The organism is Kitasatospora sp. NPDC101176 (genome assembly GCF_044768035.1).
Classification (GTDB): domain Bacteria; phylum Actinomycetota; class Actinomycetes; order Streptomycetales; family Streptomycetaceae; genus Kitasatospora.
The window spans coordinates 325,470-349,446 of the sequence record NZ_JBIWPA010000003.1 but is presented as its reverse complement, the minus strand read 5'-3'; the positions used below and the strand labels follow the sequence as shown (position 1 = coordinate 349,446).

Here is a 23,977-nt window from a genome sequence, read left to right as displayed (position 1 = left end):
CACTACCCCGCAGGAGATGGTTCACGTGACGGGCGCACCCGTACTGGCGCTGCGCGAGGTCTCCAAGCGCTTCGGCGCCGTCCAGGCACTCACCGACGTCGACCTCGACGTCCACGCCGGCGAAGTCGTCGCACTGGTCGGCGACAACGGCGCCGGCAAGTCCACCCTGGTCAAGACGATCGCCGGCGTCCACCCGATCGACGAGGGCACCATCAGCTGGGACGGCCGCCCGGTCCGCATCGAGCGCCCCCAGGACGCCCAGGCCCTCGGCGTCGCCACCGTCTACCAGGACCTCGCACTCTGCGACAACCTCGACGTCGTCGCCAACCTCTTCCTGGGCCGCGAACTGCACCGTCGCGGCACCCTCGACGAGGTCGCCATGGAACGGCGCGCCAAGGAACTGCTGGACACCCTCTCGATCCGCATCCCCAGCGTCCGCATCCCCATCGCCGCCCTCTCCGGCGGACAGCGCCAGGTCGTCGCCATCGCCCGCGCCCTGGTCGGCGACCCCCGGATCGTCATCCTCGACGAACCCACCGCCGCCCTCGGCGTCGAGCAGACCGCCCAGGTCCTCGACCTCGTCGAGCGCCTGCGCGAGCGCGGCCTCGGCGTCATCCTGATCAGCCACAACATGGCGGACGTCAAGGCCGTCGCCGACACCGTCGCCGTCCTGCGCCTGGGCCGCAACAACGGGGTCTTCCCGGTCGCCGACACCTCGCACGAGGAGATCATCTCCGCCATCACCGGCGCCACCGACAACGCCGTCACCCGGCGCCAGGCACGCATCGCGGAGGAAGCGAAGTGAGCACCAGCCAGACCACCCCCACCCCCACCCCCACCCCGGCCCCCGCCGCCCCCGCCACCGACCCCCGGCTGCTGGTGCGCCAGCAGGGCCTGGCCGGCTACGCCGAGGAGTTCCGCCGCAAGATCAAGAGCGGCGACCTCGGCTCACTGCCCGTCATCATCGGCCTGATCCTCATCGCGATCATCTTCCAGAGCGTCACCGGCCACTTCCTGCAGGCCGACAACCTCACCAACATCACCAAGTGGATCGCCGGCCCCGGCCTGATCGCCGTCGGCGTCGTCTTCGTCCTGCTCCTGGGCGAGATCGACCTCTCCCTCGGCTCCGTCGCCGGCGTCGCCGCCGCCGTCACCTCCGTCCTGGCCGTCCGCGAAGGCCTCAACGAGGGCCTGGCCATCCTGCTCGCCCTCGCCACCGCCGTCGCCATGGGCGCCCTGCACGGCTTCTTCTTCGCCAAGATCGGCGTCCCCGCCTTCGTCGTCACCCTCGCCGGCATGCTCGCCTGGAGCGGCCTGCAGGACTACGTCCTCGGCAAGCTCGGCACCGTCAACAACATCAACGACGGCATCGTCGCCAACCTCGACACCTACTTCCTCGGCGACGGCGACGTCCTCTACGCCTGGCTCCTCGCCCTCCTCTCCATCGCCGCCTTCCTCGCCGCCCAGCTCCTGGACGCCCGCCGCCGCACCGCCGCCGGCCTGCCCGCCCGCAGCACCGGCGAGATCGCCCTGCGCACCGGCGCCCTCGCCGTCCTCGCCCTGGTCGGCGCCTACATGCTCAACCAGGACCGCGGCCTGCCGCTGCCCCTGGTCGTCCTGCTCGGCGCCGTCGTCCTCACCGACTTCATGCTGCGCCGCACCTCCTACGGCCGGCAGATCTTCGCCGTCGGCGGCGGCGTCGAGGCCGCCCGCCGCGCCGGCATCAACGTCGCCCGGGTGCGGATCTCCGTCTTCATGTTCTCCGCCTTCCTGGCCGGGCTCGGCGGCCTGTTCATCGCCTCCCAGCAGGGCTCCGCGGACAAGCAGCTCGGCAGCGGCAACGTCCTGATGAGCGCCATCGCGGCGGCCGTCATCGGCGGCACCAGCCTGTTCGGCGGACGCGGCAAGACCTGGTCGGCGCTGCTGGGCATCCTGGTCATCCAGTCCATCACCACCGGCCTGGACATGGTCCACGCGGCCCAGGCCATCCAGTACATGATCACCGGCGCCGTCCTGCTGGCCGCCGTCGTCCTGGACTCCGTCTCCCGCCGCACCCGCGCCTCAGCGGCCCGCTAGCGGACGGACCATCCGCGGCCGGCTCCACCGCCGGCTCCGCCGCGCACCGACGCCCCGGTGCCCCCGCCCTCCCGGCGGGGGCACCGGGGCGTCCGCGTCTTGAGGACCTGCCCGGCCGCGGGCCCGGGGCCGTCACTCCTCGGAGGAAAGCGGCCCGCCCGGACGTGACACCGGCCCGCGGACCGGGCCCCGGGAACGGGCGGGTCTCAGGCCTGCAGCAGGCCGGCGAAGCGCTCCAGGGCCAGGTCGCAGCGCTCGCGGTCACCCGTGGTGGTGAGGTCGAACAGCAGGCCCCGCACCACGGCCATCACCAGCGTGGGGGTGGCGGTGTCCCCGGGCCCGGTGGTCACGTCGTGCAGGGCCGCCCGCAGCGGGACGAACCAGTCCGTGACGGCCCCGGCCTGGTCCGGGTAGTTCTCCGGGTGGGCCAGCAGGTCGGCGTGCACCTCGAAGAAGAGCCGTACGAACGGGGCGCGTTCGGGCGCGCTCATCCACGCCCAGATCCCCCGCAGCCGCTCGCGCGGGCCGGCCTGCACGGCGCCCGGGGCCCCGCGGTGCGGCGGCAGGTGCTCGGCGAGACGGGCCGCGCCCCGGCGGCGCGCCTCGGCGAGGACGGCCGCCACCAACTCCTGCTTGCTGCCGAAGTCGTAGAGCAGCATCCGCGGACTGGTCTCGAGCGCGGCGGCCAGCGGACGCAGGCTCAGCCCGGCCAGCCCGTGCGCCAGCACGTAGTCGGTGGCCCGGGCCAGGGTGCGCCCGCGGCGCTCGGGGTCCGGGGGGCGTCCCACGGGCGACCGTCCTTCCGCCGGTGCCGCGCTGAGGCGGCGTCAGTGATCACCAGGAGTATATGGTACGACTGTTTCAACAACGGGGAGGGGATACCGCCATGGACACCGGCGACCGCACACCGCACCACGCGCAGGACCACGCCGCCGAGCGGGCACGCGACCGGGCGCAGGACCACACCGCCCGCCGGACCGACGGGCAGGGGGCGCCCGACCGGGCCCTGGTCCTCGGCCCCGGCGGACGCCTGGGCGCCGCCTGGACGGCCGGACTCGTCCACGGCCTGCACCTGGCCGGGGTCGACCCGGCCGGCGCCGACCTGATCGTCGGCACCTCCGCCGGCGCCGTGGTCGGCGCCCTGCTCGCCACCGGACAGGACCCGCGCCACCTCGTCGACCCCGCCCGCCGCACCGCCCCCCGCCCCGGCGCCCGCCGGCCCGACCCCGCCGCCGCGGGCGCCGTGTTCGCCGTCCTCGGCCAGGGCCTGGACCCGGCCGAGGCCCGCCGCCGTGTCGGCCGCCTCGCCCTCGACACCGCCGACCCCGACGCCGAACAGGCCCTGCTGGACAACCGGCGCGCCCTGATCGGCACCCACCCCTGGCCCCGACACCTCCTGATCACCGCCGTCGACGCCGGCACCGGCGAACCCGCCGTCTGGAGCGCGCACGACGGCCTGCCGCTGCTGCACGCCGTCGCCGCCAGCAGCGCCTTCCCCGGCGTCGAACCGCCCGTCACCCTCCCCGACGGGCGGCGCTGCATGGACGGCTCGCTGCGCGCCGGCGCCAACGCCGACCTCGCCGCCGGCGCCCGCGCGGTCCTGGTGGTCGAGCCGCTGGCCCACCGCTTCCCGCGCCCGCCGGCGGACGCCGAACTGGTCCTCGCCCCCGACCCGGCCGGCCAGGCCGTCCTGGACTCCGACCGCGCGGACTGGGGCACCTGGGAGCAGGCCTACCGCGAGGGCCTGCGCCAGGCGGGCGGGCAGGCCCGGGCCGTACGGGCGGCGTGGGGCGCGTCGACCACCTGACGGCGTGCGGCGGTTCGGCCCCCGGCGGCTCCGGGGCCGGGCCGCCCCGGTGGCGGGTGGTCGGTGGCGGGTGGTCATCGGCGGGTGGTCGGTGGGGCGGGATCCTTCGGAGCGGTCCACCGTGGGCGCGGCCGCGGGCCGGGGCGGGCCGCCGCGGCGGTGGGGTTGCTTCCGGATGAGGCGGTGACCCGCACCGCAGTGCCGCTGCACGGGGGTGATGGCAAAGTCAAGGAAAGTCACCCGAACGAGTGAGACCAGAGGCACGCCGAAGTGGGTGGTGATGTTCAACACCCTGGTATGACAGTCGAGTTGACTGATAGACATCACCCCCGGGGGGCCCGACGAACAGTTCACACATTCGGAGGGAACCATGAAGAACCGCTTCGTACGTCGTGCCGGAGTCGTGGTCGCCGGCCTCGCTCTTGTCACCGGTCTCGGCAGCACGGCGGCCCTGGCCGCCACCCCGGCCGCGGCCCCGGCCCCGGTCGTCGTGGTCCAGGACGTCGCCACCGCCGCCGCGGAGGTGCAGACCTGGACCTACGTCACCGGTCCGCTGGAGACCACGCTCACGCTCGACACCACCGCCCGTTCCGCGTCCATCGTGGTCTACGCCAACGTGCCGCTGCTCGGGAAGAAGAAGGTCGGCAGCGCCTCGGGCAGCCTGACCGAGGGCATCACCTTCCACCTGGGCCTGTCGCCGTTCGTCAACGGCACGCAGAGGTTCTACCTGGTGGGCGACGACGTGCACCTGTACTACGACTTCGACGCGCTCGGCAAGCACTACACGGGCGACGTCAAGCTCGGCACGCTCCCGCCGCTGTAGCCCGTACGGCGCCGCCCGCCGCCCCGGAAGGTACCCCGGGGCGGCGGGCGGCGCCCGTTCGGCATTCGTTCGGCGCCGGCCCGTCGCGCGTTCGGCGCCGGCGGGCGCCCGCCGGCGTCAGCTGTCGAAGGAGACCTGGTCGACGGTCCAGAACGCGCTGTTGGTGCCGGTGTAGCGGAACTGGAAGCGCACGCTGCTCGCGCCGGCCGGCACCGTCACCGGCAGGTGCTCGACGGTGTTCAGGTCCGCGCGGTAGGACTTCACCAGCTGCGGGGCGCCGTTGTCGAAGACCGCGTACACGTCGCCGGTCTGCGGGCCGTCGACCTTGTAGTCCGTCGCGAAGGACAGCGTGGCCCGCCCGGGCCCGGCCACCGGGTAGGCGGGGCTGACCAGGGTGGAGTCGAACTGGCCCGCGCCGTGGGTCTTGTCGTCCCACTCGTCGGAGTCGGCGACGGCGAACACGTTGCGCGCCCGCACGTTCGTCTCGCGGCTCTGCCCGAGCTGGGCGGCGGTCCAGAACTCGTCGGTGGCGAAGGCCCAGCCGCGCCACTCCGTCACGCCGCCGCCGGGCATCCGGGAGTTGTCGATGCTCCAGCCGGCGGGCGGGGTGTGGGTCCAGCCCTTGGCGCCGGCCGGGATGCCGCTCTCGTCGGCCCGGGCCTGCAGGGCGGCGACGCCGCCGGCCGGCCCCTCGAACAGGTCCGCACCCTCTACCGCGGCGACCGCTTCAGCTTCACCCTCGCCCTGCACGCCCCGACCACCTACTGACCGCGTCACGGCCGGCGCCGCCACCTCGCCCCAGGAGCAGCCGGCCGTCCTGGTGGTGGTCTGCCTCGTCGACGCGGCGAACCGGATGAACGTCCCGGCCCGCAACCCCGGCGGCGGCCGGGTCGTCAGGCCCGGCGCACCCGGGGGAGTCCGGTCACCGCCATGACCACGGAGTACAGCGAGGTGGTCGCGGTGAGGAAGAGGCGGTTGTTCTTCGGCCCGCCGAAGGCGATGTTGGAGACGGGCTCGGGGGTGAGCAGGCGTCCGATCAGCGTGCCGTCCGGGTCGTAGCAGTGCACGCCGTCGTCGAAGGCGGCCGCCCACAGGCGCCCCCCGTCGTCGAAGCGGATGTTGTCGAAGCCGCTGTCCGGGGCCTCGGCGAAGACCTTGCCGTCGGAGAGGGTGCCGTCCTCGCGCACGTCGAAGACGCGGATGTGCCGGGCCCGGCTGTCGGAGACGTACAGCTGCCGCTCGTCGGCGGAGAAGACCAGGCCGTTGGGGCCGGTGAAGCCGTCGGCGACCAGGCGGATCGTGCCGTCGGCGGGGTCGATGCGGTAGACGTGGCAGCCGTCGAGCTCGGGGTCGGCGCGGTGGCCCTCGTAGTCGCTGGTGATGCCGAAGTCCGGGTCGGAGAACCAGATCGAGCCGTCGGAGTGCACCACGGCGTCGTTGGGGGAGTTGAGGCGCCGGCCCCGGTAGCGGTCGGCCAGGACGGTGAGGGTGCCGTCGTGCTCGGTGCGGGTGACGCGGCGGTTGCCCTGCTCGCAGGTGACGAGCCGGCCCTCGCGGTCCAGCGTGTTGCCGTTGCTGTGGCCGGCGGGGGAGCGGAAGACGCCGACGGTGCCGGTGGCCTCGTCCCAGCGCAGCATGCGGTCGTTGGGGATGTCGCTCCAGATCAGCTGGCGCCAGGCGGGCAGGTAGACCGGCCCCTCGGCCCACCGGCAGTCCCCGTGCAGCTTCTCCAGCCGCACGTCCCCGTTGGCGCACTTCCCGGCCCGGAACCGGTCGTCCAGAACCTCGTACAGGCCATACAGAATATTGCCAGACACAGTCCACCCCTTGCTGCTCAACTCCGAACCTCATTCGGTTCGCCACGAGTATGGCAGAAGCGGATATGGTTCCACCATGGCATCGGAGAACCTCGACGAGACCGACCGCGCGCTGGTCGCGCTGCTGCAGCAGGACGCCGGGCAGGCCTACGCCGCACTGGGCAAGGCGATCGGACTCTCCGCGGGCGCGACCCACGAACGGGTCCGCAAACTGCGCGAACGCGGCGTCGTACGGCGCACCACCGTCGACGTCGACCCCAAGGCGCTGGGCCTCGGCGTCCTCGCCTTCGTGATGGTCGAGTCCTCGGCCTGGATGGGCGACTCCGCCCAGGCCTTCGCCGCGATCCCGGAGATCGAGGAGGCCCACATCATCGCGGGCAGCGCCTCCGTCCTGGTCAAGGTGCGCACCCCCAGCACCGAACAGCTCCAGGACGTGCTGCGCCGCCTGTACGCCATCGACGGTGTCAGCGGCACCCAGGCGACCGTCTCCCTGGAGACCTTCTTCGAACGCCCGCCCTCCCCCACCCGCTAGGACGCGCCCGGCGCCGCAGCCCCACATCGACAGCCGCTGCGGCAAAGGGAGTTCGGCCATCAGGCCACCATCACCCGGGGAGTGGACCTCCGGGGCCACCCGCCGCCCCGCCACCCGCCCCGGCGGACCCCGGACCACAGTGTGGTGGCTTCCCCCCCCGGACATCGCCGAATCCCGTCGCCGCCGCGGGGCGTCCCGCTAGGCTTCCCCCAAATCGCTTTCGGCACAGGGGAGATGCGGTTCGTGGCAGACATCGCCGAGATGGTCCAGCAGGCCGGAACGCTGATGACGGCGGCCGTGGCCGCCCACGGCCGGCAGGTGCTCGCACCGTCGCCGCCGACCACGGCCGACCGGGCCGCCGCAACCGGGCACCGGTTGCTCCGGGCCGTCTGGGAGCACCAGGACGCCACCCGGCGCTCCGCCCTGGAAGCGGTGCTGGCGGACCTGGCGCAGGACACCCACGACCCCGACGCCCTCGCCGCGCTGCGCATGCACGTGCGGCGGGCCCTGCGCGAGAGCGTGGACCTCTACCGCGAATGGTCGGCGCTGCTCCCGGCACCCGGTGACACCGTGACGATCAACGCCTCCGGTGAGCGCTCGATCGCCGCCCAGTCCGTCTCCAACACCATCCACGGCGGTGCCTTCCACGGGACCGTCATCCAGGCGGGTGCCATCGGGGACGTCCGAACGCCCTGGGGGAACGGTTCCCCCCGGCGCCCCCCGCAGGACGCCGCCGCCCGGGACCGGGCCTCCGGCGCCGCCGAGGACCTCACCGCCCGCAACAACGAGGCGATCGTGGCGCACGCGACGGGAGACCTCGAGCAGGCCACCGCCCTGATGGAGCGGAACGTCGCCGAATCCGCCCGGCTGCTCGGCCCCCACCACCCGGACACCCTGGCCGCCCGCAACAACCTGGCCAGTGCCTACCAGGAGGCCGGGGACCTGCACCGGGCCGTCCCGCTGCTCGAAGCGACCCTCCAAGCGTTCGAGCGGGTCTCGGGCCCCGAGCACCCCGACACGCTGACCACCCGCAACAACCTGGCCAGCGCCTACCGCGCGGCCGGCGACCTCGGGCGCGCCATCCCGCTGCTGGAGTCCACCCTCACGGAGCGCATCCGGGTCCTGGGGCCGGAACACCCGTCCACGCTCACCAGCCGCAACAACCTGGCCAGCGCCTACCGCGCGGCCGGCGACCTCGGACGCGCCATCCCGCTGCTGGAGGACAACCTCGCCGCCTCCGAACGGATCCTGGGGCCGGAGCAGCAGTCCACGCTCACCAGCCGCAACAACCTTGCCGGTGCGTACGTGGCCGCAGGGGACCCGGGCCGCGCCATCCCGCTGCTGGAACGCAACCTCGCCCTGTCGGAGCAGCTCCTGGGGGAAGAGCACCCCGGCACCCTCGGCGCGGCCAACAACCTGGCCGGCGCGTACCGCGCGGCCGGGGACCTGAGACGCGCCGTTCCGCTGCTGGAACGCAACCTCGCCCTGTCGGAGCGACTCCTGGGCGGGGAACACCCGCGCACCCTTGCCACCCGGCAGGACCTCGCGCTCGCCTACCGCAGCGCGGGGCGCCTGCAGCAGGCCGTCGTGCTGCTGAGGATCACCCTCGAACAGTACGAGCGGATCTTCGGCGACACCCACCCCCTGACGCTGGCCTGCCGTGACGACCTCTCGGCCACCGAGCGGGAGCAGGCCGCAGGAGACCGGCGGTGACCGGTGACTCCCAGCGGACCAGGATCATCATCATCGAGCTCAGCGAGAACGACACCACCGACCTCCCGACCCTGATGCGCGCCCTCACCGAGGGCCGGCAACCGGCGATGGTGGTCGTCGAAGGAGGATTCACCATGGGCGACACCTACAACGTCGACGGACAGGCCGGTGCGGTCGGCCCGCACGCCAAGGCCAGCGACAACACGTTCATCCAGCTGCGGATGCCGGACGGCTCGCCGGTGGACCTGCCCGGCCTCGCGGCCCAGCTGGAACAGCTGCGCCTGGCCCTGAAGAGCGAGGCGGTCACCCTGGAGCACGACACCGCGGTGGGCGCCGTCGCCCAGGCCGAGGTGGCCGCCCGGCAGGGCGACGAGAGCGGCGCCCTCGCCCACCTGAAGGCCGCCGGGGCCTGGGCCCTGGGGATCGCCCGCAGGATCGGCGTCGAGGTGGCCGCCCTCGCCATCGCCCACGCGATCGCCGGCGGCTGACCGGACCCGGCCGGAGTGGGAAGTCGGCCGGGCCGACTTCCTGCTCGTTCCGGTGGCCGGTGGCCTGGGACCACTGGGTGGCCCTGCGCCGGGTCATGCGCACCGGCCTGGGCCTGGAGGGCTGAGGCCCGCACCTGCCGGGCCCCGACGCCCCCCGCGGGGCCCGGCAGGTCAGGTGGTGAGGGGGGTCAGGAGGATCCAGACGTGGCCGAAGGGGTCGCGGAGCATGGACTGCCGTGCGCCGTAGGGCATGTCGGCGGCGGGGGAGAGCAGCAGGGCGCCGGCGTCGACGGCGCGGGCGGTCAGCGCGTCGACGTCCGGTACGTAGACGTGCAGGGCGACGGAGGCGGCGCCGGGGGCGGGCGGGGCGAAGGGGGCGGCGTGGGCGTCGCCGAGCATCAGCGTGGCGCCGTGGACGGTGATCTCGGCGTGGGCGATCCGACCGTCCTCGCCGTCGAGCCGGAAGAGCTCGGTGGCTCCGAACGCGGTCGTGTAGAAGTCGATCGCCTCGGCGGCCCCGTCGACCATGACGTGGGGGACGACTGCGTGCCGGTGATGCTCGGGAATCCTCATGTGGATCAAGGTAGGGCGGCGCCGGGCGCCGGGGCATTGGTCGCAGGCCCCGCCCGGCCTGCGACGAAGGGAGTAGGACCGCGGTCCCGCCGGCCGGCGCCGGACCGCGGTGGTCGGGGCGGGGTGGTCGGGGCGGGGGACTTTGGTCCCCTCCCGGCCGGGGGGGGGGGTCGCGCACCCTGGGGAGGGAGACCACGGGCCGTGAGGCAGAGAGGAAGAGTGCCGGACGCATGTCGGACGAGTCGACTGCCCACCGCCTGATCGAGGCCTACTTCACCCACTGCGACACCTGTCGCGAACCGCACGATCCGGACTGCCACTCGCGCTCGCACTGGCGGCTGTACCTGGATCTCGACCCGGCGACGCTGGAGCGCCTGCGCCGCTGGGCCCAGGCCCCGGACCCGCACCACCCGATCACCGGCACCGAGCGTGCGGTCCTGCTGCGCTGGCTGGAGGCCCGCGCCGCCTGAGCGGCGCGGGCCCGGGGCTCAGTTGTCGGAGCCGACGGTGGCGTCGTTCTCGGCGTTGATGATGTCGTCGCCGGCGATCTGGTTGCCGTCGCCGATGATCACCGTCCAGACGTTGCCGCCGGCGACCTGCGCGGCGTCGTCCATCGCGCCGCCGGCCACCTGGCCCGAGCCGTTGTGGGAGCCGACGGTGGCGTCGTTGCCCGCGTTGATGATGTCGTAGCCCGCGACCTGGTTGCCGCTGCCGATGATCACCGTCCCGTGGTTGCCGCCGGAGACCGTGTCGGCCGAGGCGGTGCCCGGGACGGCGGCGGCCACGCCGGCGGCGGCGAGCAGGGTCAGCGTCCACGTGATGCTGCGGGTCGTACGGGTCATGGGTGTTTTCTCCGCTTCTGTCGGGTTTCGCCCCGAACGGGGCCAGGCGACAGTAGGAGCCGCGGCGGCGGTGGTGGGCGACCTTCCCCCAGTGGGCGGCGTGTCGGCCCGGTGCCGCGGTGCCGGGTGCGGCCGCAAGGTCCGCCCGGGCACCCGCGCCCCCGCGGCCGCCGGGACGGCCCGCCCGCCGCGCGCCCGCCGCGTCAGACGATCTTCATCGTCCCCATCATGCCCATCGCCGCGTGGTCGATCAGGTGGCAGTGGTACAGGTACTCGCCGCGGTACCCGGTGAAGGTCGCCTGCAGCTTGACGCTCTCGCCCGGCAGCAGCGACACGGTGTCCTTCAGGCCGCACTCCGGGCCGGAGGTGACCGGTTTGCCGCCGCGCTCCAGCACCCGGAACTGCACCAGGTGCAGGTGGAAGTTGTGCGGCATCCGCTGGTTGGTGTTGGTGACGGTCCAGATCTCGGTGGAGCCGTACGGGATCACCGTGTCGATCCGGTCCGAGTCGTAGACCAGGCCGTTGATGTAGGCCATCGGCATCGCGCCGGGCGTGGCGGGGCCCTCGTCCATGCTGAGCTTGAAGTCGCGGGTGGTGGTGGCCGCCGGCAGCTCGGGCAGCGTGCGCAGGGTGTCCGGGAGCGGCTCGGTGTCGTCGCGCTCCCGGCGGGTGACCCGGAACTGCAGGACCTGCGCGGTGGGGGCGCTCTGGTCGCCGAAGGTGTTCTTCAGCACCAGGGTGGTGCCCACCGGGTAGTGGCCGAAGTCGACGACGACGTCCGCCCGTTCGCCGGGGGAGAGGAACACGCTCGTGGTGGTCAGCGGCGCGGGCAGCAGCCCGCCGTCCGAGCCGATCTGCTGGAACGCCGAGCCGTCGGACAGCGCGAGCTTGAAGAACCGCTGGTTGGAGGTGTTGAACACGCGGAAGCGGTAGCGCCGGGTGGCGACCTCGAAGTACGGCCAGGCCTTGCCGTTGGCCAGCACCACGTTGCGCAGGCGGTCGCCCATCACGTAGACGAGCTGGCCGGCACTGTCGAAGCGGGCGTCGCGCAGGGCGATCGGCACGTCCTGCTCCTCGTCCGGCAGGTCCAGGCCGTCCTCGACGTCGTCGGTGAGCAGGTAGAGGCCGGCGAGCCCGCGGAAGACGTTCTCCGACTCCATGTGGTGGGCGTGGTCGTGGAACCACAGGTTCGCGTGCGGCTGCTGGTTCGGGTAGACGTACGTCCGGCGGCCGCCGCCGGCCGCGATCAGGTCCATCGGCGCGCCGTCGCTCTTGGCCGGCACGTGCCCGCCGTGCAGGTGGACCGAGGTGTCGACGCTCAGCCGGTTGGTCTGGTGGATCACCACGGGGCGCCCGGAGGTGGCCTGGATGAGCGGGCCGGGGAAGCTGTCGCCGTAGGTGCGCACCGCGGTCCTGAAGCCGGGCACGATCTCGGCGGTGGTCTCCTTCATCGTCAGCTTGTAGACGTCCGCGTCGCCGTCGTCGGAGTACGGCTCGAGCGGCTGAGGGACGGGCATGGCCTGGGCGAACTTCGGGATGGTGGAGGCGTCGAGGTCGGCTGCCTGCGCGACGTCCGTGAGCGCGGGGAGCAGCAGGCCGGCGGTCCCGAGCGTGGCGCTGGCCGCCACGCCGGTCCGGAGCAGGGTCCTACGTGTGATCACTGGTGTCCCCCGGGGAGAACGTCGGGCTCCCGGCGCCTGGCGGCACCCGAAGCGGTGAAGAACAGCGGGGCGACCCTTGCGCACGGGGCTCAAGATCGGCTTGCTTTCCGCTCGGATGTTCGTGCTCCGAACGAACGGCTGACACCGCGGCCCGGGCCGGCCGGGCCGGGTCCCGCTCCCGGCGGCCGGTCAGGCCAGCGCCTCCAGCACACCCTGCGCGCTCCAGTGCCCGGCCGCACCCGGACGCGAGGCCAGGTAGCGGGCGGTGCGCCGGCTGTCCCAGCCGTGGGCCTGCGCCAGGCCCGCGGCCAGGGTGCGCAGGTAGGCGGCGGAGGGCGGGTTGAGGTCGGCGCCGGCCAGGCCGGTGGGGGCGGTGAGGGTCAGCAGGGGGAGCCCGTCCAGTTCGCCCGCGTGCACCAGCGTCTCGTAGCGGCCGGGGCCGAGCGTGGCGCGCCCGGTGGCGAGCACCCCGGTGAGGTCGAGGTCGGTGCCGGGGGAGCGGTACATCTCCTGGGCGGCGATGTCGCTGAACTGGCCGAGCGTCAGCAGGTAGGCGCGGCCGGGGGCGGGTCCGGTGGCGTCCGGGTCGTAGAAGCCGCGGCCGCCGCCCCACACCGCGGACTCGGTGGCGAAGTACAGCAGCCCGGGCAGCAGCACGGGCACGTCCCGCAGCGGCGGGCGCGGGTCGCGGCAGCCGGGGCAGGCGAGGGCGCCGCCCTCGGGGCGCCCGCCGAGCAGGTAGCGGGCGAGCCGGGGGGCGTGCAGGTTCGACCCGTACGCGGCGTACCAGACCAGCGCGCCGCTCCCGGCCGCCGGAGCGCCGCCGTGGCCTGCCGCCGCGCCGGGCCCCGGCCGCATCGCGCTCACGGACGGGGACGCTAGCAGCGCCGGCCCCGTGGCGGGCGTGCGGCGGGCCCGCCACACCGCGCGGCGGGCACCGGGCCGCCGAGCGGCTACCCTTCACCAGCGAAAACGCCCACACCCGCCCGAAACGACTTTCGAATCATCGGGCCGCCACCCCCGGCCGGCACCGATCATGAGAATTTCCTTTGACCGTACCTCCGCTGCATCCAGCCAACTCCCAGCGGAGTCATGGTGGGTGGGCGTTTCCCGCCAGGCGACACCCCGCACCACCCGTACGCGGCGAAACCCGCGCACCCGCACCGACGGAGCCGAGGACACCACCCCATGGACGCACGCCAGGACTCGGTCGGCCCGGGCACCCTGCACCACCCCCACCCCCACCCCCACCCCGCCCCCGCCGCCGGCTGGCCGGTGGCCCCGCCCGCCCACCCGCGCAGCCTGCTCGACATCGTCGACGCCACCGCCCGGACCCACCCCCACGCACCCGCCCTGGACACCGGCACCGCCGTCCTCGACTACCGCACCCTGCTGCACGAGGTCGACACCCTCGCCGGCGTCCTGGCCGGCCACGGCATCGGCACCGGCGACCGGGTCGGCGTGCGCATCCCCTCGGGCACCGCCGACCTCTACGTCGCCGTCCTCGCCGTCCTGCGCTGCGGCGCCGCCTACGTCCCCGTCGACGCCGACGACCCCGACGAACGCGCCGCGATGATCTGGCAGGACGCCGGGGTCTGCGCCGTCCTGGGCGCCGAACGGCACCTGTACGCCGGCCCCGGCCCCCGGCCCGGAGGCCGCCCCGCCTGGCCCGGCCCGGCCGACGACGCCTGGATCATCTTCACCTCCGGCACCACCGGCCGCCCCAAGGGCGTCGCCGTCACCCACCGCTCCGCCGCCGCCTTCGTCGACGCCGAGGCCCGCCTCTTCCTGCGCCGCCGACCGCTCGGCCCCGGCGACCGCGTCCTGGCCGGCCTCTCCGTCGCCTTCGACGCCTCCTGCGAGGAGATGTGGCTGGCCTGGCGCCACGGCGCCTGCCTCGTCCCCGCCCCCCGCGCCCTCGTCAAAGCCGGCACCGACCTCGGCCCCTGGCTGGTCAGCCGCCGCATCACCGCCGTCTCCACCGTCCCCACCCTGCTCGCCCTGTGGCCGCAGGAGTGCCTGGAAGCCGTCCGCCTGATCATCGTCGGCGGCGAGGCCTGCCCCGCCGAACTCGTCGAACGCCTCGCCACGCCCGAGCGCGAGTTCTGGAACACCTACGGCCCCACCGAGACCACCGTCGTCGCCACCGCCGCCCGCCTGCTCCCCGGCCGCCCGGTGCGCATCGGCGCCCCCCTGGACGGCTGGGAGATCGCCGTCGTCGACCCCGCCGGCCACCCCGTCCCCTGGTACGGCACCGGCGAACTCCTCATCGCCGGCGTCGGCACCGCCCGCTACCTCGACCCCGCCAAGGACGCCGAGAAGTTCACCGCCCACCCCGCCCTGGGCAGCACCCGCGTCTACCGCAGCGGCGACCTCGTGCGCAACGACCCCGAAGGCCTGGTCTTCCTCGGCCGCGCCGACGACCAGGTCAAACTCGCCGGCCGACGCATCGAACTCGGCGAGATCGACGCCGCCCTCCAGGCCCTGCCCGGCGTCCGGGCCGCAGCCGCCGCCGTCCGCACCACCCCCGCCGGCACCGACCTGCTCGTCGGCTACCTCGTCCCCCACCCCGGCACCACCCCCGACCTCACCGACGCCCGCCGCCACCTGCTGGAACGCCTCCCCGCCCCGCTCGTGCCCGTCCTCGCCCTCGTCGACTCCCTGCCCACCCGCACCTCCGGCAAGGTCGACCGCGCCGCCCTGCCCTGGCCGCTGACCACCACCGCCCCCCAGCACACCCCCGACGACCGCCCCACCCCCACCGACGGCACCGCCGGGCGACTCGCCCGCCACTGGGAACGACTCCTCGGCACCACCCCCACCACCGACGACGACTTCTTCGCCCTCGGCGGCTCCAGCCTCACCGCCGCCCGCCTCGCCTCCGACCTGCGCACCACCCACCCCGGCGTCTCCGTCGCCGACCTCTACGCCCACCCCGTCCTCGGCGACCTCGCCGACTACCTCGACACCCTCACCGGCGACCCCGACCCCACCCCCGGCCCCACCGCCGCCGCCCCCGGCCCCGCCCGCCCGGTACGCCGCACCCCCACCAGCGCGGGCCTGTGGCAGACCCTCGTCCTGCTCGGCGTCTTCACCCTCGCCGGCCTGCGCTGGACCCTCGTCCTCGTCGCCCTCGACAACCTCACCGGCAACCACCTCGCCTGGGCCCCCCACAGCTCCTGGTGGCCCGTCGCCGCCGGCCTCCTCCTCTTCTACAGCGCCCCCGGCCGCACCCTCCTCGCCGCCGGCGCCGCCCGCCTGCTCACCGCCGGCCTACGCCCCGGCAGCCACCCCCGCGGCGGCCCCACCCACCTACGCCTGTGGGCCGCCGAACGCGTCACCACCCTGCTCGGCGTCGCCGCCCTCACAGGCACCCCCTGGGCCCCCCGCTACGCCCGCGCCCTCGGCTGCCGCGTCGGCCCCGGCGTCCTGCTGCACACCCTGCCCCCCGTCACCGGCCTCGCCCGCCTGGGCGCCGGCGCCACCATCGAACCCGAAGCCGACCTCGCCGGCTGGTGGCTCGACGGCGACACCCTCCACCTCGGCCGCGTCGACATCGGCGAAGGCGCCCGCATCGGCCACCGCGCCACCCTCATGCCCGGCGCCCGCGTCGGAGCCCACGCCGACATCGCCGCCGGCTCCTGCGTCACCGCCACCGTCCCCGCCGGCGAACACTGGCACGGCTCCCCGGCCCGCCCCGCCCCCCACACCGCCACCCCCTGGCCCGCCCCCACCACCACCCGCTCCCGCACCTGGAACCTCGCCCACACCCTCGGCCTCACCCTCTTCGGCCTGCTCCCCCTCCTCGCCGCCCTGCCCGCCCTCGCCGTCGTCTACCCCATGATCGACACCGAGCGCACCCTCTCCGACGCCCTCCTCCACCTCCTGCCCGCCACTATTCCCCTGGCCGCCCTCACCCTGCTCTGCCACGCCGTCCTGACCGCCCTGCTCGTCCGCCTCCACTCCCGCCCGCTGCGCCCCGGCTTCCACCCCGCCCACGGCCGCACCGCCTACTGCGCCTGGGCCGTCACCCGCCTCGGCGACACCGCCCGCCGCACCCTCTTCCCCCTCTACGCCAGCCTCCTCACCCCCACCTGGCTGCGCCTGCTCGGCGCCAAGGTCGGCCGACGCGTCGAGGCCTCCACCGTCCTGGCCCTGCCCGCCCTGATGCGCGTCGACGACGGCGCCTTCCTCGCCGACGACACCCTCGTCGCCCCCTACGAACTACGCGCCGGCTGGCTGCACCTGGGCCCCTCCCACATCGGACGCCGCTCCTTCGTCGGCAACTCCGGCATCGTCGCCCCCGGCCGCACCCTGCCCGACAACTCCCTCGTCGGCGTCCTGTCCGACACCCCCGCCCACGCCCCCGAAGGCTCCTCCTGGCTCGGCCGCCCCGCCTTCGCCCTGCCCCGCGTCGCCGACACCGGCACCGACACCCGCACCTACGACCCCTCCCGCCGCCTCATCGCCGCCCGCGCCGGCGTCGAACTCTGCCGCCTGCTGCCCGTCATCCTCGCCGCCCTCCTCGGCGACCTCGTCCTCGCCACCCTCCAGGAACTGCGCGACGCCTACGGCCTGCCCCTGGCCCTCGCCACCGGCGGCCTCGTCCTGGCCGCCGCCGCCCTCACCGCCTGCCTGCTCACCACCGCCGCCAAATGGCTGCTCGTCGGACGCTTCCGCACCGCCGAACACCCCCTGTGGTCCCCCTTCGTGTGGCGCAACGAGCTCTACGACACCTTCGTCGAGGAACTCGCCATGCCCTTCGGCGGCCACAGCCTCACCGGCACCCCCTACCTCAACGCCTGGCTGCGCACCCTCGGCGCCCGCATCGGCCGCGGCGTCTGGTGCGAGACCCACTGGCTGCCCGAGACCGACCTCGTCACCGTCGGAGCCGGCGCCAGCGTCAACCGCGGCACCGTCCTGCAGACCCACCTCTTCCACGACCGCGTCATGCGCCTGGGCCCCGTCCACCTCGGCCCCGGCTCCACCACCGGCCCGCACTCCGTCGTCCTGCTCAACTCCACCCTCGGCGCCGACTCCACCGTCGGCCCCGCCTCCCTGGTCATGCGCGGCGAGAACGTCCCCGGCGCCACCCGCTGGCTCGGCAACCCCGTCGCCGCCTGGAACACCGACCCCACCCCGCCCCCCGGCCGCCGACGCCGCCGCCCCGCCACCCTCTGATACGAAGATCCCCCGCCCCCGGGCCGGCCCGCCCCGACCTCCCCCGGAAACCCCGCCCGCGCCACCGCCACCGCACCCCACCGGTGCCACACTGCCCGGATGGACACCACACGGGGGAGTGGAACGCCAACCGGCCTGCCGCCGTTCGCGGTTCGGCCCGTCCTCGCGATCGCCGGCGCGCTCGCCGCGCTGCTCACCGCCCTCTCCGGACGCTACGGCTTCCACCGCGACGAGCTCTACTTCCTCCTCGCCGGCCACCACCCGGCCTGGGGCTACACCGACCAACCACCCCTCACCCCGATCCTCGCCCGCGCCACCGCCCTCCTCGGCGACGGCCCCACCGCCCTGCGCACCCCCTCCGCCCTGCTCAGCGCCGCCACCGTCACCCCACCCCGCCCCACGCCCCCACCCCCACGACCCGGACCCCGCCCGGCGCCGCCTGGGCCCTGCTCGGCACCGCCTGGGCCCTGCTCATCGCCGCCCCCACCCTGTGGTGGCAGGCCACCCACGGCCTCCCCGAACTGAAGGTCGCCCACGAACTAGCCGCACAGAACGGCTGGGCCGGCCGATGGCTCCTGCCCCTCCAGGCCCTCCAGTTCTCCCCGTTCCTGCTACCCGTCGCCCTCGCCGGCTGGCGCGCCCTGCGCCACGACGACACGCTGCACCACGCCCGCCCGCTGGCCACCGCCTACCCGGTGCTGTGCGCGATGGTCATCGTCGGCGGCGGCAAGCCGTACTACCCGCTGCCGCTGCTGCTCGTCCTCACCGTCGCCGGCTGCGAACCCGTCCTCGCCCGCACCCGCCGCAGCGCCCGCGCACTGGCCCGCACCCTGGCCGCGGCCGCCGCCGTCAGCGCCCTCGCCACCCTGCCCCTGCTGCCCGCCGGCGCCCTCGCCCTGCCCAACGCCGTCGACCCCGACCAGGGCGAACAGGTCGGCTGGCCCGAACTCACCGCCGCCACCGCCACTGCCTGGCACGACCTGCCACCCGACCGGCGCGCCCACGCCGTCCTGCTCACCTCCAACTACGGCGAGGCCGGCGCCCTCGCCCACTACGGCCCCGCCCTCGGCCTGCCCACCCCCTACTCCGGCCACATGAGCCTCGCCGACTGGGGCCCGCCGCCGGCGGACGCCACCGGCCCCGTCCTGCTCGTCCACCCCGCCGGGCATCCCGCGCTGGAGGCCCCGTTCACCGGCTGCCGCACCGTCGCCAGGGTCGACAACGGGCACGGCGTCGACAACCTGGAGCAGCACGCCGCCGTCGTCCTGTGTGACCCGGCCCCGCGGCCCTGGAACGACCTGTGGCCGCAGCTGCGGCAGTACTGACGCACCAGCGCCGGTCCGGTGTGCGCGACCGACGAACGGGTGAACCTTCCGAGGCCGTCGGCCAAGTCACCTGGGCGGATCGCCAGTCGGCCGTTCCTTTCCCGCAGTCGGATGGCAGTTTCGCCACCGGCGCCGCGTAGGTTTCTGTCCGTCGCCCCCCACGGGTGCGGTGTTCCTCCCCCTCCTCTGAACCCCGGCCCGGGCCGACCGGCCCGGGCGTCGTACGGAGACGGGAGGAGACCGGGTGGAAGGCGACGAGCCGCTCCGGACACGGAGGTCGGAGCCGATCGGACGGTGGCTGCGGCGCAACGCCGGGGTCATCACGGCGCTGGCGACCGTGGCCGCAGTGGTGGTGGCGGCGGTGAAGTAGGGCCCGGCAGGGCCCCGGTGAACCGCCGGGCGGGCCCCGCACAGGGGAGTGCCGGGCGCGCAGGGCCCGGTCCGCCCACCCGCCCGCACACGAAGGGCCCCCGACCAGTCGCAGTGGTCGGGGGCCCTTCCGTTCGCCCCACACGCTACCGCACCGGGCCGCCGCCCACCGGCACGCCGCCGGTCAGCCGCACCGCCAACTCCTCGGCCAGCACCGCCGACGGGCCCCGCCGCCGGCGCGACAGCACCAGCCCCAGGTGACGGCACGGGCCCGGCGGGGCCAGCGGCAGCGCGACCAGCTCCCCGTCCCCGCTCAGACCGATCTCCGGGATCAGCGCGATGCCCACCCCGGCGTGCACCAGCGCCTGCGCGAACCCGTAGTCCGTCGCCGTGCACGAGATCCGCAGCCCCACACCCGCCGACTCGGCGTACCGCGCCAGCTGCACCGCGGACTTGCGGCACCCCAGGATCCAGCGCTGATCGGCGAGTTCGGCCAGCCGCAGCGGCTCGGGCCGCGCCCGGTAGCGCACCGCCACCGGATGGCGGCGCGGCAGCACCACCCGCAGCGGGTCCTCGCCCAGCGGCGTCCACTCCAGCCCCGAACGGTCCCCGGGCCGCCCCGGCGCCGGGGCGTCGTCGAAGTGATAGGCCAACGCGAGGTCGGCACGCCCCTCGCGCACCCCCGGCAGGCTCTCCTCCGGCTCCTCCTCCAGCACCGTCACCTCCACCTGCGGATGGTCGGCGACGAAACCGGCCAGCGCCGCCGGCAGCAGCCGTCGCCCCGCACTGGCGAACGTGGCCACCGTCAGCACCGCCTGACCGGCCGCCAGCCGGTCCAACCGCTGCCGGGTGTCGGCCAGTTCGGCGGCGATCGCCTCCGCCGCCTCCACCAGCAGCCGCCCCGACTCCGTCAGCACCACCCCGCGCGTGGAGCGCACCACCACCGCCGCGCCCAGACCGCGCTCCAACGCCGCGACCTGCTGCGAGACCGCCGAGGCCGTACACCGCAGCGCCACCGCCGCCCGGTTGAAACTCCCGTGCCGGGCCACCTCGCGCAGCACGGCCAACCGCTGGACATCGATCAACAGTTTCCCTAACGACGAGCCAATCCGATCGATACTACCGCTGGTGACCGCCGTCCAGCAGGCTGAACACCGACACCACAGGACGGGCCGAAAGGGGCCACCGCAAATGGACGTGTGCGTGATCGGCGGAAGCCGCCACTTCGGACGCCGACTGATCGAGGAACTACGCGACGGCGGCGCCACGGTGACCGTCGTCAACCGGGGCTCCACACCCCCGCCCCCCGGCGTGACCCACCTGCTCGCCGACCGCGACGACGAACAGGCCCTGCACACCGCCCTCGCCGACCGGCACTTCGACACCGTCGTCGACCAGGTCTGCTACACGCCCCGCCAGGCCGCCATCGCCACCCGGGTCTTCGCCGACCGCACCCGCCGCTACGTCCTCACCTCCACCGTCGAGGTCTACGCCGAGACCGGCCGGCCCGGCGGCCCGGCCCTGACCGAATCGGCCGTCGACCCCGCCACCCACCCGATCGACCTCGAACTGCCCTGGCACGATCAGCAGTTCATCGCCGACCACTACGGCGAGGGCAAACGCCAGGCCGAAGCCCTGCTCACCCGGCAGGCCCCCTTCGACACCGCCCTCGTCCGCACCGCGCACGTCCTCGGCGGCGCCGACTTCACCGGCCGCCTCGCCCACTACGTCCGGCGCATCGAAGCCGGCCTGCCGGTGGCCGTCCACCCCGCACCCCAGCCCGCCTCCTTCGTCCACGCCCCCGAGATCGCCCGCTTCCTGGCCTTCACCGCGACCGCCGACTTCACCGGCCCGGTCAACGCCGCCTCCCACGGCCCGCTCGACGCCCACGAGTTGTCCGCCGCCATCGCCCGCGAACTCGGCACCCGCACCGAGCCGGTCGCCGCCGCGGACGTGACGGTGAGCGTGGACGCGGAGACGGGCGCACTGTTCTCGCCGTTCTCCTTCGACCGCTGCTACGCCATGGACACCACCCGCGCCGCCGGCCTGGGCTTCCGCTTCTCCCCGGTCGCCGACTGGCTGCCCCAGGCCGTCCGGGAGGCCCGGGCATGACGCGCACCCCTGACGCCCCCGCGGTTCCCGCCGGCTGCGCCGGTCCCGGCGCTCCCGCCGTTCCTGCCGGTCCCGCCGTTCCTGCCGGTCCCGTCGTTCCTGCCGGTCCCGCCGGTCCGGCGGTGCGGAGCATCGGGGCAGTCGCGGTGGGCGCCATCGGCCTCGGCGCGATGCCGCTGTCCGTCGAGGGCCGCCCGGACGAGGAGCAGGCCGTCGCCGTCGTCCACACCGCCCTCGACGCGGGTGTGCGGCTGATCGACACCGCCGACTCCTACCACTGGCACGCCGGCGAACTCGGCCACAACGAACGGCTGATCGCCCGGGCCCTGGCCTCCTACGGCGGCACCCGCGGCGCCGACGAGGTCCTCGTCGCGACCAAGGGCGGCCGGGGCCGCCCCGGCGACGGCACCTGGACGGTCGACGGCGACCCGCGCCACCTGCGCCGCGCCGCCGAGGCCTCGGCCACCCGGCTCGGCGTGGCCGCCATCGGCCTCTACCAGCTGCACAAGCCCGACCCGGCCGTCCCGTTCGCCGACTCGGTCGGCGCGCTGCGCGACCTCGCCGACGCCGGCACGATCCGGATGGTCGGCCTCTCCAACGTGGACACCGAGCAGATCCGTACCGCCCGGGAGATCCTCGGCCCGCGCCTGGTCTCGGTGCAGAACCGTTTCTCCCCGGCCCACTCCGCCACCCGGGACACCCTCGACCTGTGCACCGGGCTCGGCCTGGCCTTCCTGCCGTGGAGCCCGCTCGGCGGGATCTCGCCCAGCGCCGTCGACGACCCCGGCGGCCCCGCGCCGGCACCCGACACGCCCTTCCACGCCCTGGCGCGCGAGCGCGGCGTCAGCCCGCAACAGGTCTGCCTGGCCTGGCACCTGGCGCAGTCGCCCGTCGTCGTCCCGATCCCGGGCGCACGCCGGCCAGCCTCCGTGCGCGACTCGGCCGCGGCGGCCGCCCTCACCCTGTCGGCGGCCGAACTGGCCGCCCTGCGGCCGGAATCGGGCTGACGCCGCGCGCGGGGCCCCGCGGTCGCGTTCGGGGCTCCGGCGGGCCCTGCCGGCCCGGGGCCGCCTGCGGCACGATCGGAATCCAGGCGGCCCCGGGACCGGACGGGTCCGTACGGGCGGGGCATCGACCGCGGTGCCCGTACGGCGCGGTCGGGACCCATTCGACGACGTCAACCGGGCTTGAGGTCAAGCCCCGGCCGTCGCCACTCCCGGACGCCCGGCCGTCGCTCGTCGCGGAAGCCCGGTCGCGCCCCGGATGCCCGGTCCCGCCCCGCGCGCCCGGGGCCGTCCGGGGCGGGGTAGCCTCGCTCCCGGTGGGGGCGGCGGACGAGCTTTCAGGGGCGGGGATGGACGAGCAGCAGCGCGGCTACTGGCGGGTCGCGGACGGGGCGGCGGTCAGCGCCACCCAGGCACAGGTGGCCTGGACCAGGGCCGCCTACCCGGCCCTGGTGGACGTGGCGGGCCGCTACCACGCGGTGATCACCTACGCCGAGCTCGCCGAGGAGGTGCAGCAGGCCGCCGGGGTCCGCACCCGGGTCCACCAGCGCAACTGGATCGGCAAGGTGCTGGCCCTGGTGGTGCGCGAGGCGCACCGGCGCGGCGACCCGCCGCTGACGGCGCTGGTGGTGCACTCCACCGACGGCATGGTCGGGGCCGGCTACCAGGAGGTGCTGGCCGTCGCGGGGGAGCCCCCGGTGGCCGGGGAACTGGACCGCGAGTACCACGCCGCCGCCGCCCGGCTCGCCTGCTACCGGCACTTCGGCGCGACGCTGCCCGCCGACGGCGGCACGCCCGCGCTGGCCCCGCGCCTGAAGGCGTCCGTGGAGCGCAAGGCGGCCGCCGCCGCCCCGCCGCGGCCGCCGGCGATCTGCCCCTCCTGCTTCCTGGAGCTGCCCGCCACCCGCATCTGCGACTCCTGCGGGGAACGCGCCTGACGGGGGCCGTCCCGGCGGGCAGTCCCGGCGGGCGGTCCCGTTCTCACACGTGTGCGGGCAGACGGCCGGGCATCCGCCAGCCCTCGGCCAGGCGGGACGGGGACAGGCGCTGCCCCTCGCCGAAGAACTCGCAGAACTTCATGATCAGCGGGTCCCAGCCCAGCGGGTCGACGTAGTGGTCGGTGCCGGGGACGATCAGGGACTCCTCGACGTGTGCCCGCACGACGGTCACCTCGAAGGCGGTGCACCCCGGGTTGCCGGCCAACGGGACGGCCGCCTCCAGCCGGCACTCCAGCTGGACGGGGCACTCGGCCACGCGCGGCGCGCGCACCAGCTCGGACGCCTGCTCGGTGAGCCCGGCGGCGGCGAACTTGCGCCGCTCGTGGCGGTAGCCCTGGCGCTGCCGGTACTCGGTGATGTGCGGGTTGGCGGTTAGCAGCGCGAGCCGGTCCACCGCGTCGACCAGTACGGAGGAGGGCAGGTTGAGCACGCACTCGCCCTCGCGCCGCAGGTTCTGCGAGGTCTGCGAGCTGTTGCCCAGGCCCAGGACGCAGGACTGCCCGAGCCACCACGCCGAGGACATCGGCGCCAGGTTGGCGCTCCCGTCCTCGTTGCGCGAACCGATCAGCACCACCGGGGTGCCGAAGTAGAGGACCTTGAGGTCGGTGACCTTGTGCACGTGATGCCGTCCTTGCCCGTCGTCGTGGAACGTTGAC

At 74.9% G+C, this 23,977-nt stretch carries 24 protein-coding genes; 15 read left to right on the top strand and 9 right to left on the bottom strand.

Annotated elements, in window-relative coordinates; all coding sequences use genetic code 11:
* Window positions 1-16 precede the first annotated feature (16 nt).
* Complete coding sequence (locus ACIRS1_RS06885; RefSeq protein ID WP_360206900.1) at window positions 17-805, top strand: ATP-binding cassette domain-containing protein; 789 nt, start codon at window positions 17-19, stop codon at window positions 803-805.
* The gene (locus ACIRS1_RS06880) at window positions 802-2,076 is read left to right on the top strand and encodes a sugar ABC transporter permease (RefSeq protein WP_402837466.1); all 1,275 of its coding nucleotides are present in this window, start codon (window positions 802-804) and stop codon (window positions 2,074-2,076) included. Before ACIRS1_RS06885 ends, ACIRS1_RS06880 begins: the two co-directional genes overlap by 4 nt.
* Window positions 2,077-2,282: 206 nt before the next feature.
* Here ACIRS1_RS06880 and ACIRS1_RS06875 read toward each other — a convergent pair whose 3' ends face one another.
* Window positions 2,283-2,864, bottom strand: coding sequence for a TetR/AcrR family transcriptional regulator (locus ACIRS1_RS06875; RefSeq protein WP_396317044.1), 582 nt, complete (start codon window positions 2,862-2,864; stop codon window positions 2,283-2,285).
* Between the two features lie 98 nt (window positions 2,865-2,962).
* Between ACIRS1_RS06875 and ACIRS1_RS06870 the strand changes: the two genes are divergently transcribed.
* Together ACIRS1_RS06870 and ACIRS1_RS06865 are read left to right on the top strand one after the other, a co-directional pair.
* On the top strand, window positions 2,963-3,883 hold the full coding sequence (locus tag ACIRS1_RS06870) for a patatin-like phospholipase family protein (RefSeq protein WP_402837463.1): 921 nt from the start codon (window positions 2,963-2,965) through the stop codon (window positions 3,881-3,883).
* Between the two features lie 370 nt (window positions 3,884-4,253).
* Window positions 4,254-4,706: a hypothetical protein gene (locus ACIRS1_RS06865; protein ID WP_360206911.1), complete on the top strand. Its 453-nt coding sequence runs from the start codon at window positions 4,254-4,256 to the stop codon at window positions 4,704-4,706.
* Window positions 4,707-4,823: 117 nt separating this feature from the next.
* On the opposite strand, the gene ACIRS1_RS06860 is transcribed toward ACIRS1_RS06865, so the two are convergent.
* Together ACIRS1_RS06860 and ACIRS1_RS06855 are read right to left on the bottom strand one after the other, a co-directional pair.
* Window positions 4,824-5,456 carry a hypothetical protein gene (locus ACIRS1_RS06860; RefSeq protein WP_402837461.1) on the bottom strand — a complete coding sequence of 211 codons (633 nt, stop codon included), beginning with the start codon at window positions 5,454-5,456 and terminating at the stop codon, window positions 4,824-4,826.
* A gap of 143 nt (window positions 5,457-5,599) precedes the next feature.
* Window positions 5,600-6,523 carry an SMP-30/gluconolactonase/LRE family protein gene (locus ACIRS1_RS06855; protein WP_402837459.1) on the bottom strand — a complete coding sequence of 308 codons (924 nt, stop codon included), beginning with the start codon at window positions 6,521-6,523 and terminating at the stop codon, window positions 5,600-5,602.
* 76 nt (window positions 6,524-6,599) lie between these two features.
* On the opposite strand from ACIRS1_RS06855, the gene ACIRS1_RS06850 reads away from it, so the two are divergent.
* From ACIRS1_RS06850 to ACIRS1_RS06840, 3 genes are all read left to right on the top strand, one after another.
* Window positions 6,600-7,055: an Lrp/AsnC family transcriptional regulator gene (locus ACIRS1_RS06850; protein WP_360206921.1), complete on the top strand. Its 456-nt coding sequence runs from the start codon at window positions 6,600-6,602 to the stop codon at window positions 7,053-7,055.
* Window positions 7,056-7,298: 243 nt separating this feature from the next.
* The gene (locus tag ACIRS1_RS06845; protein WP_402837457.1) at window positions 7,299-8,768 is read left to right on the top strand and encodes a tetratricopeptide repeat protein; all 1,470 of its coding nucleotides are present in this window, start codon (window positions 7,299-7,301) and stop codon (window positions 8,766-8,768) included.
* On the top strand, window positions 8,765-9,256 hold the full coding sequence (locus ACIRS1_RS06840) for a hypothetical protein (RefSeq protein WP_402837455.1): 492 nt from the start codon (window positions 8,765-8,767) through the stop codon (window positions 9,254-9,256). Before ACIRS1_RS06845 ends, ACIRS1_RS06840 begins: the two co-directional genes overlap by 4 nt.
* A gap of 171 nt (window positions 9,257-9,427) precedes the next feature.
* On the opposite strand, the gene ACIRS1_RS06835 is transcribed toward ACIRS1_RS06840, so the two are convergent.
* Complete coding sequence (locus tag ACIRS1_RS06835) at window positions 9,428-9,829, bottom strand: VOC family protein (RefSeq protein WP_402837453.1); 402 nt, start codon at window positions 9,827-9,829, stop codon at window positions 9,428-9,430.
* A 230-nt stretch (window positions 9,830-10,059) separates the two neighbouring features.
* Here ACIRS1_RS06835 and ACIRS1_RS06830 point away from each other — a divergent pair, with 230 nt between their 5' ends.
* Entirely contained in the window at window positions 10,060-10,299 is a 240-nt protein-coding gene (locus ACIRS1_RS06830; protein WP_402837452.1) for a hypothetical protein, read from the top strand.
* Window positions 10,300-10,317: 18 nt separating this feature from the next.
* On the opposite strand, the gene ACIRS1_RS06825 is transcribed toward ACIRS1_RS06830, so the two are convergent.
* The 3 genes from ACIRS1_RS06825 to ACIRS1_RS06815 form a co-directional block, all read right to left on the bottom strand.
* A complete protein-coding gene (locus ACIRS1_RS06825) occupies window positions 10,318-10,671 on the bottom strand; it encodes a hypothetical protein (protein WP_402837450.1) in 354 nt (117 codons plus the stop codon).
* 203 nt (window positions 10,672-10,874) lie between these two features.
* On the bottom strand, window positions 10,875-12,332 hold the full coding sequence (locus ACIRS1_RS06820; protein ID WP_402837448.1) for a multicopper oxidase family protein: 1,458 nt from the start codon (window positions 12,330-12,332) through the stop codon (window positions 10,875-10,877).
* 189 nt (window positions 12,333-12,521) lie between these two features.
* A complete protein-coding gene (locus ACIRS1_RS06815; protein WP_402837754.1) occupies window positions 12,522-13,190 on the bottom strand; it encodes a histone deacetylase in 669 nt (222 codons plus the stop codon).
* Window positions 13,191-13,520: 330 nt separating this feature from the next.
* On the opposite strand from ACIRS1_RS06815, the gene ACIRS1_RS06810 reads away from it, so the two are divergent.
* From ACIRS1_RS06810 to ACIRS1_RS06795, 4 genes are all read left to right on the top strand, one after another.
* Window positions 13,521-17,513, top strand: a complete 3,993-nt coding sequence (locus tag ACIRS1_RS06810) for a Pls/PosA family non-ribosomal peptide synthetase (RefSeq protein ID WP_402837446.1) — start codon at window positions 13,521-13,523, stop codon at window positions 17,511-17,513.
* A 99-nt stretch (window positions 17,514-17,612) separates the two neighbouring features.
* On the top strand, window positions 17,613-18,038 hold the full coding sequence (locus ACIRS1_RS06805) for a hypothetical protein (RefSeq protein ID WP_402837444.1): 426 nt from the start codon (window positions 17,613-17,615) through the stop codon (window positions 18,036-18,038).
* Window positions 18,039-18,208: 170 nt separating this feature from the next.
* Complete coding sequence (locus ACIRS1_RS06800; protein WP_402837442.1) at window positions 18,209-18,838, top strand: hypothetical protein; 630 nt, start codon at window positions 18,209-18,211, stop codon at window positions 18,836-18,838.
* 244 nt (window positions 18,839-19,082) lie between these two features.
* Window positions 19,083-19,208: a hypothetical protein gene (locus ACIRS1_RS06795; RefSeq protein ID WP_402837440.1), complete on the top strand. Its 126-nt coding sequence runs from the start codon at window positions 19,083-19,085 to the stop codon at window positions 19,206-19,208.
* Between the two features lie 145 nt (window positions 19,209-19,353).
* On the opposite strand, the gene ACIRS1_RS06790 is transcribed toward ACIRS1_RS06795, so the two are convergent.
* Window positions 19,354-20,292: a LysR family transcriptional regulator gene (locus ACIRS1_RS06790; RefSeq protein WP_402837438.1), complete on the bottom strand. Its 939-nt coding sequence runs from the start codon at window positions 20,290-20,292 to the stop codon at window positions 19,354-19,356.
* 106 nt (window positions 20,293-20,398) lie between these two features.
* Between ACIRS1_RS06790 and ACIRS1_RS06785 the strand changes: the two genes are divergently transcribed.
* From ACIRS1_RS06785 to ACIRS1_RS06775, 3 genes are all read left to right on the top strand, one after another.
* On the top strand, window positions 20,399-21,319 hold the full coding sequence (locus tag ACIRS1_RS06785; RefSeq protein WP_402837436.1) for an NAD-dependent epimerase/dehydratase family protein: 921 nt from the start codon (window positions 20,399-20,401) through the stop codon (window positions 21,317-21,319).
* 146 nt (window positions 21,320-21,465) lie between these two features.
* Entirely contained in the window at window positions 21,466-22,326 is an 861-nt protein-coding gene (locus ACIRS1_RS06780) for an aldo/keto reductase (protein ID WP_402837434.1), read from the top strand.
* A gap of 347 nt (window positions 22,327-22,673) precedes the next feature.
* The gene (locus ACIRS1_RS06775; protein WP_360206955.1) at window positions 22,674-23,261 is read left to right on the top strand and encodes a hypothetical protein; all 588 of its coding nucleotides are present in this window, start codon (window positions 22,674-22,676) and stop codon (window positions 23,259-23,261) included.
* Window positions 23,262-23,304: 43 nt separating this feature from the next.
* Here the strand turns inward: ACIRS1_RS06775 and ACIRS1_RS06770 are convergent, their stop codons facing one another.
* Window positions 23,305-23,940 carry a flavin reductase family protein gene (locus ACIRS1_RS06770; RefSeq protein ID WP_402837431.1) on the bottom strand — a complete coding sequence of 212 codons (636 nt, stop codon included), beginning with the start codon at window positions 23,938-23,940 and terminating at the stop codon, window positions 23,305-23,307.
* Between the last annotated feature and the right edge of the window lie 37 nt (window positions 23,941-23,977).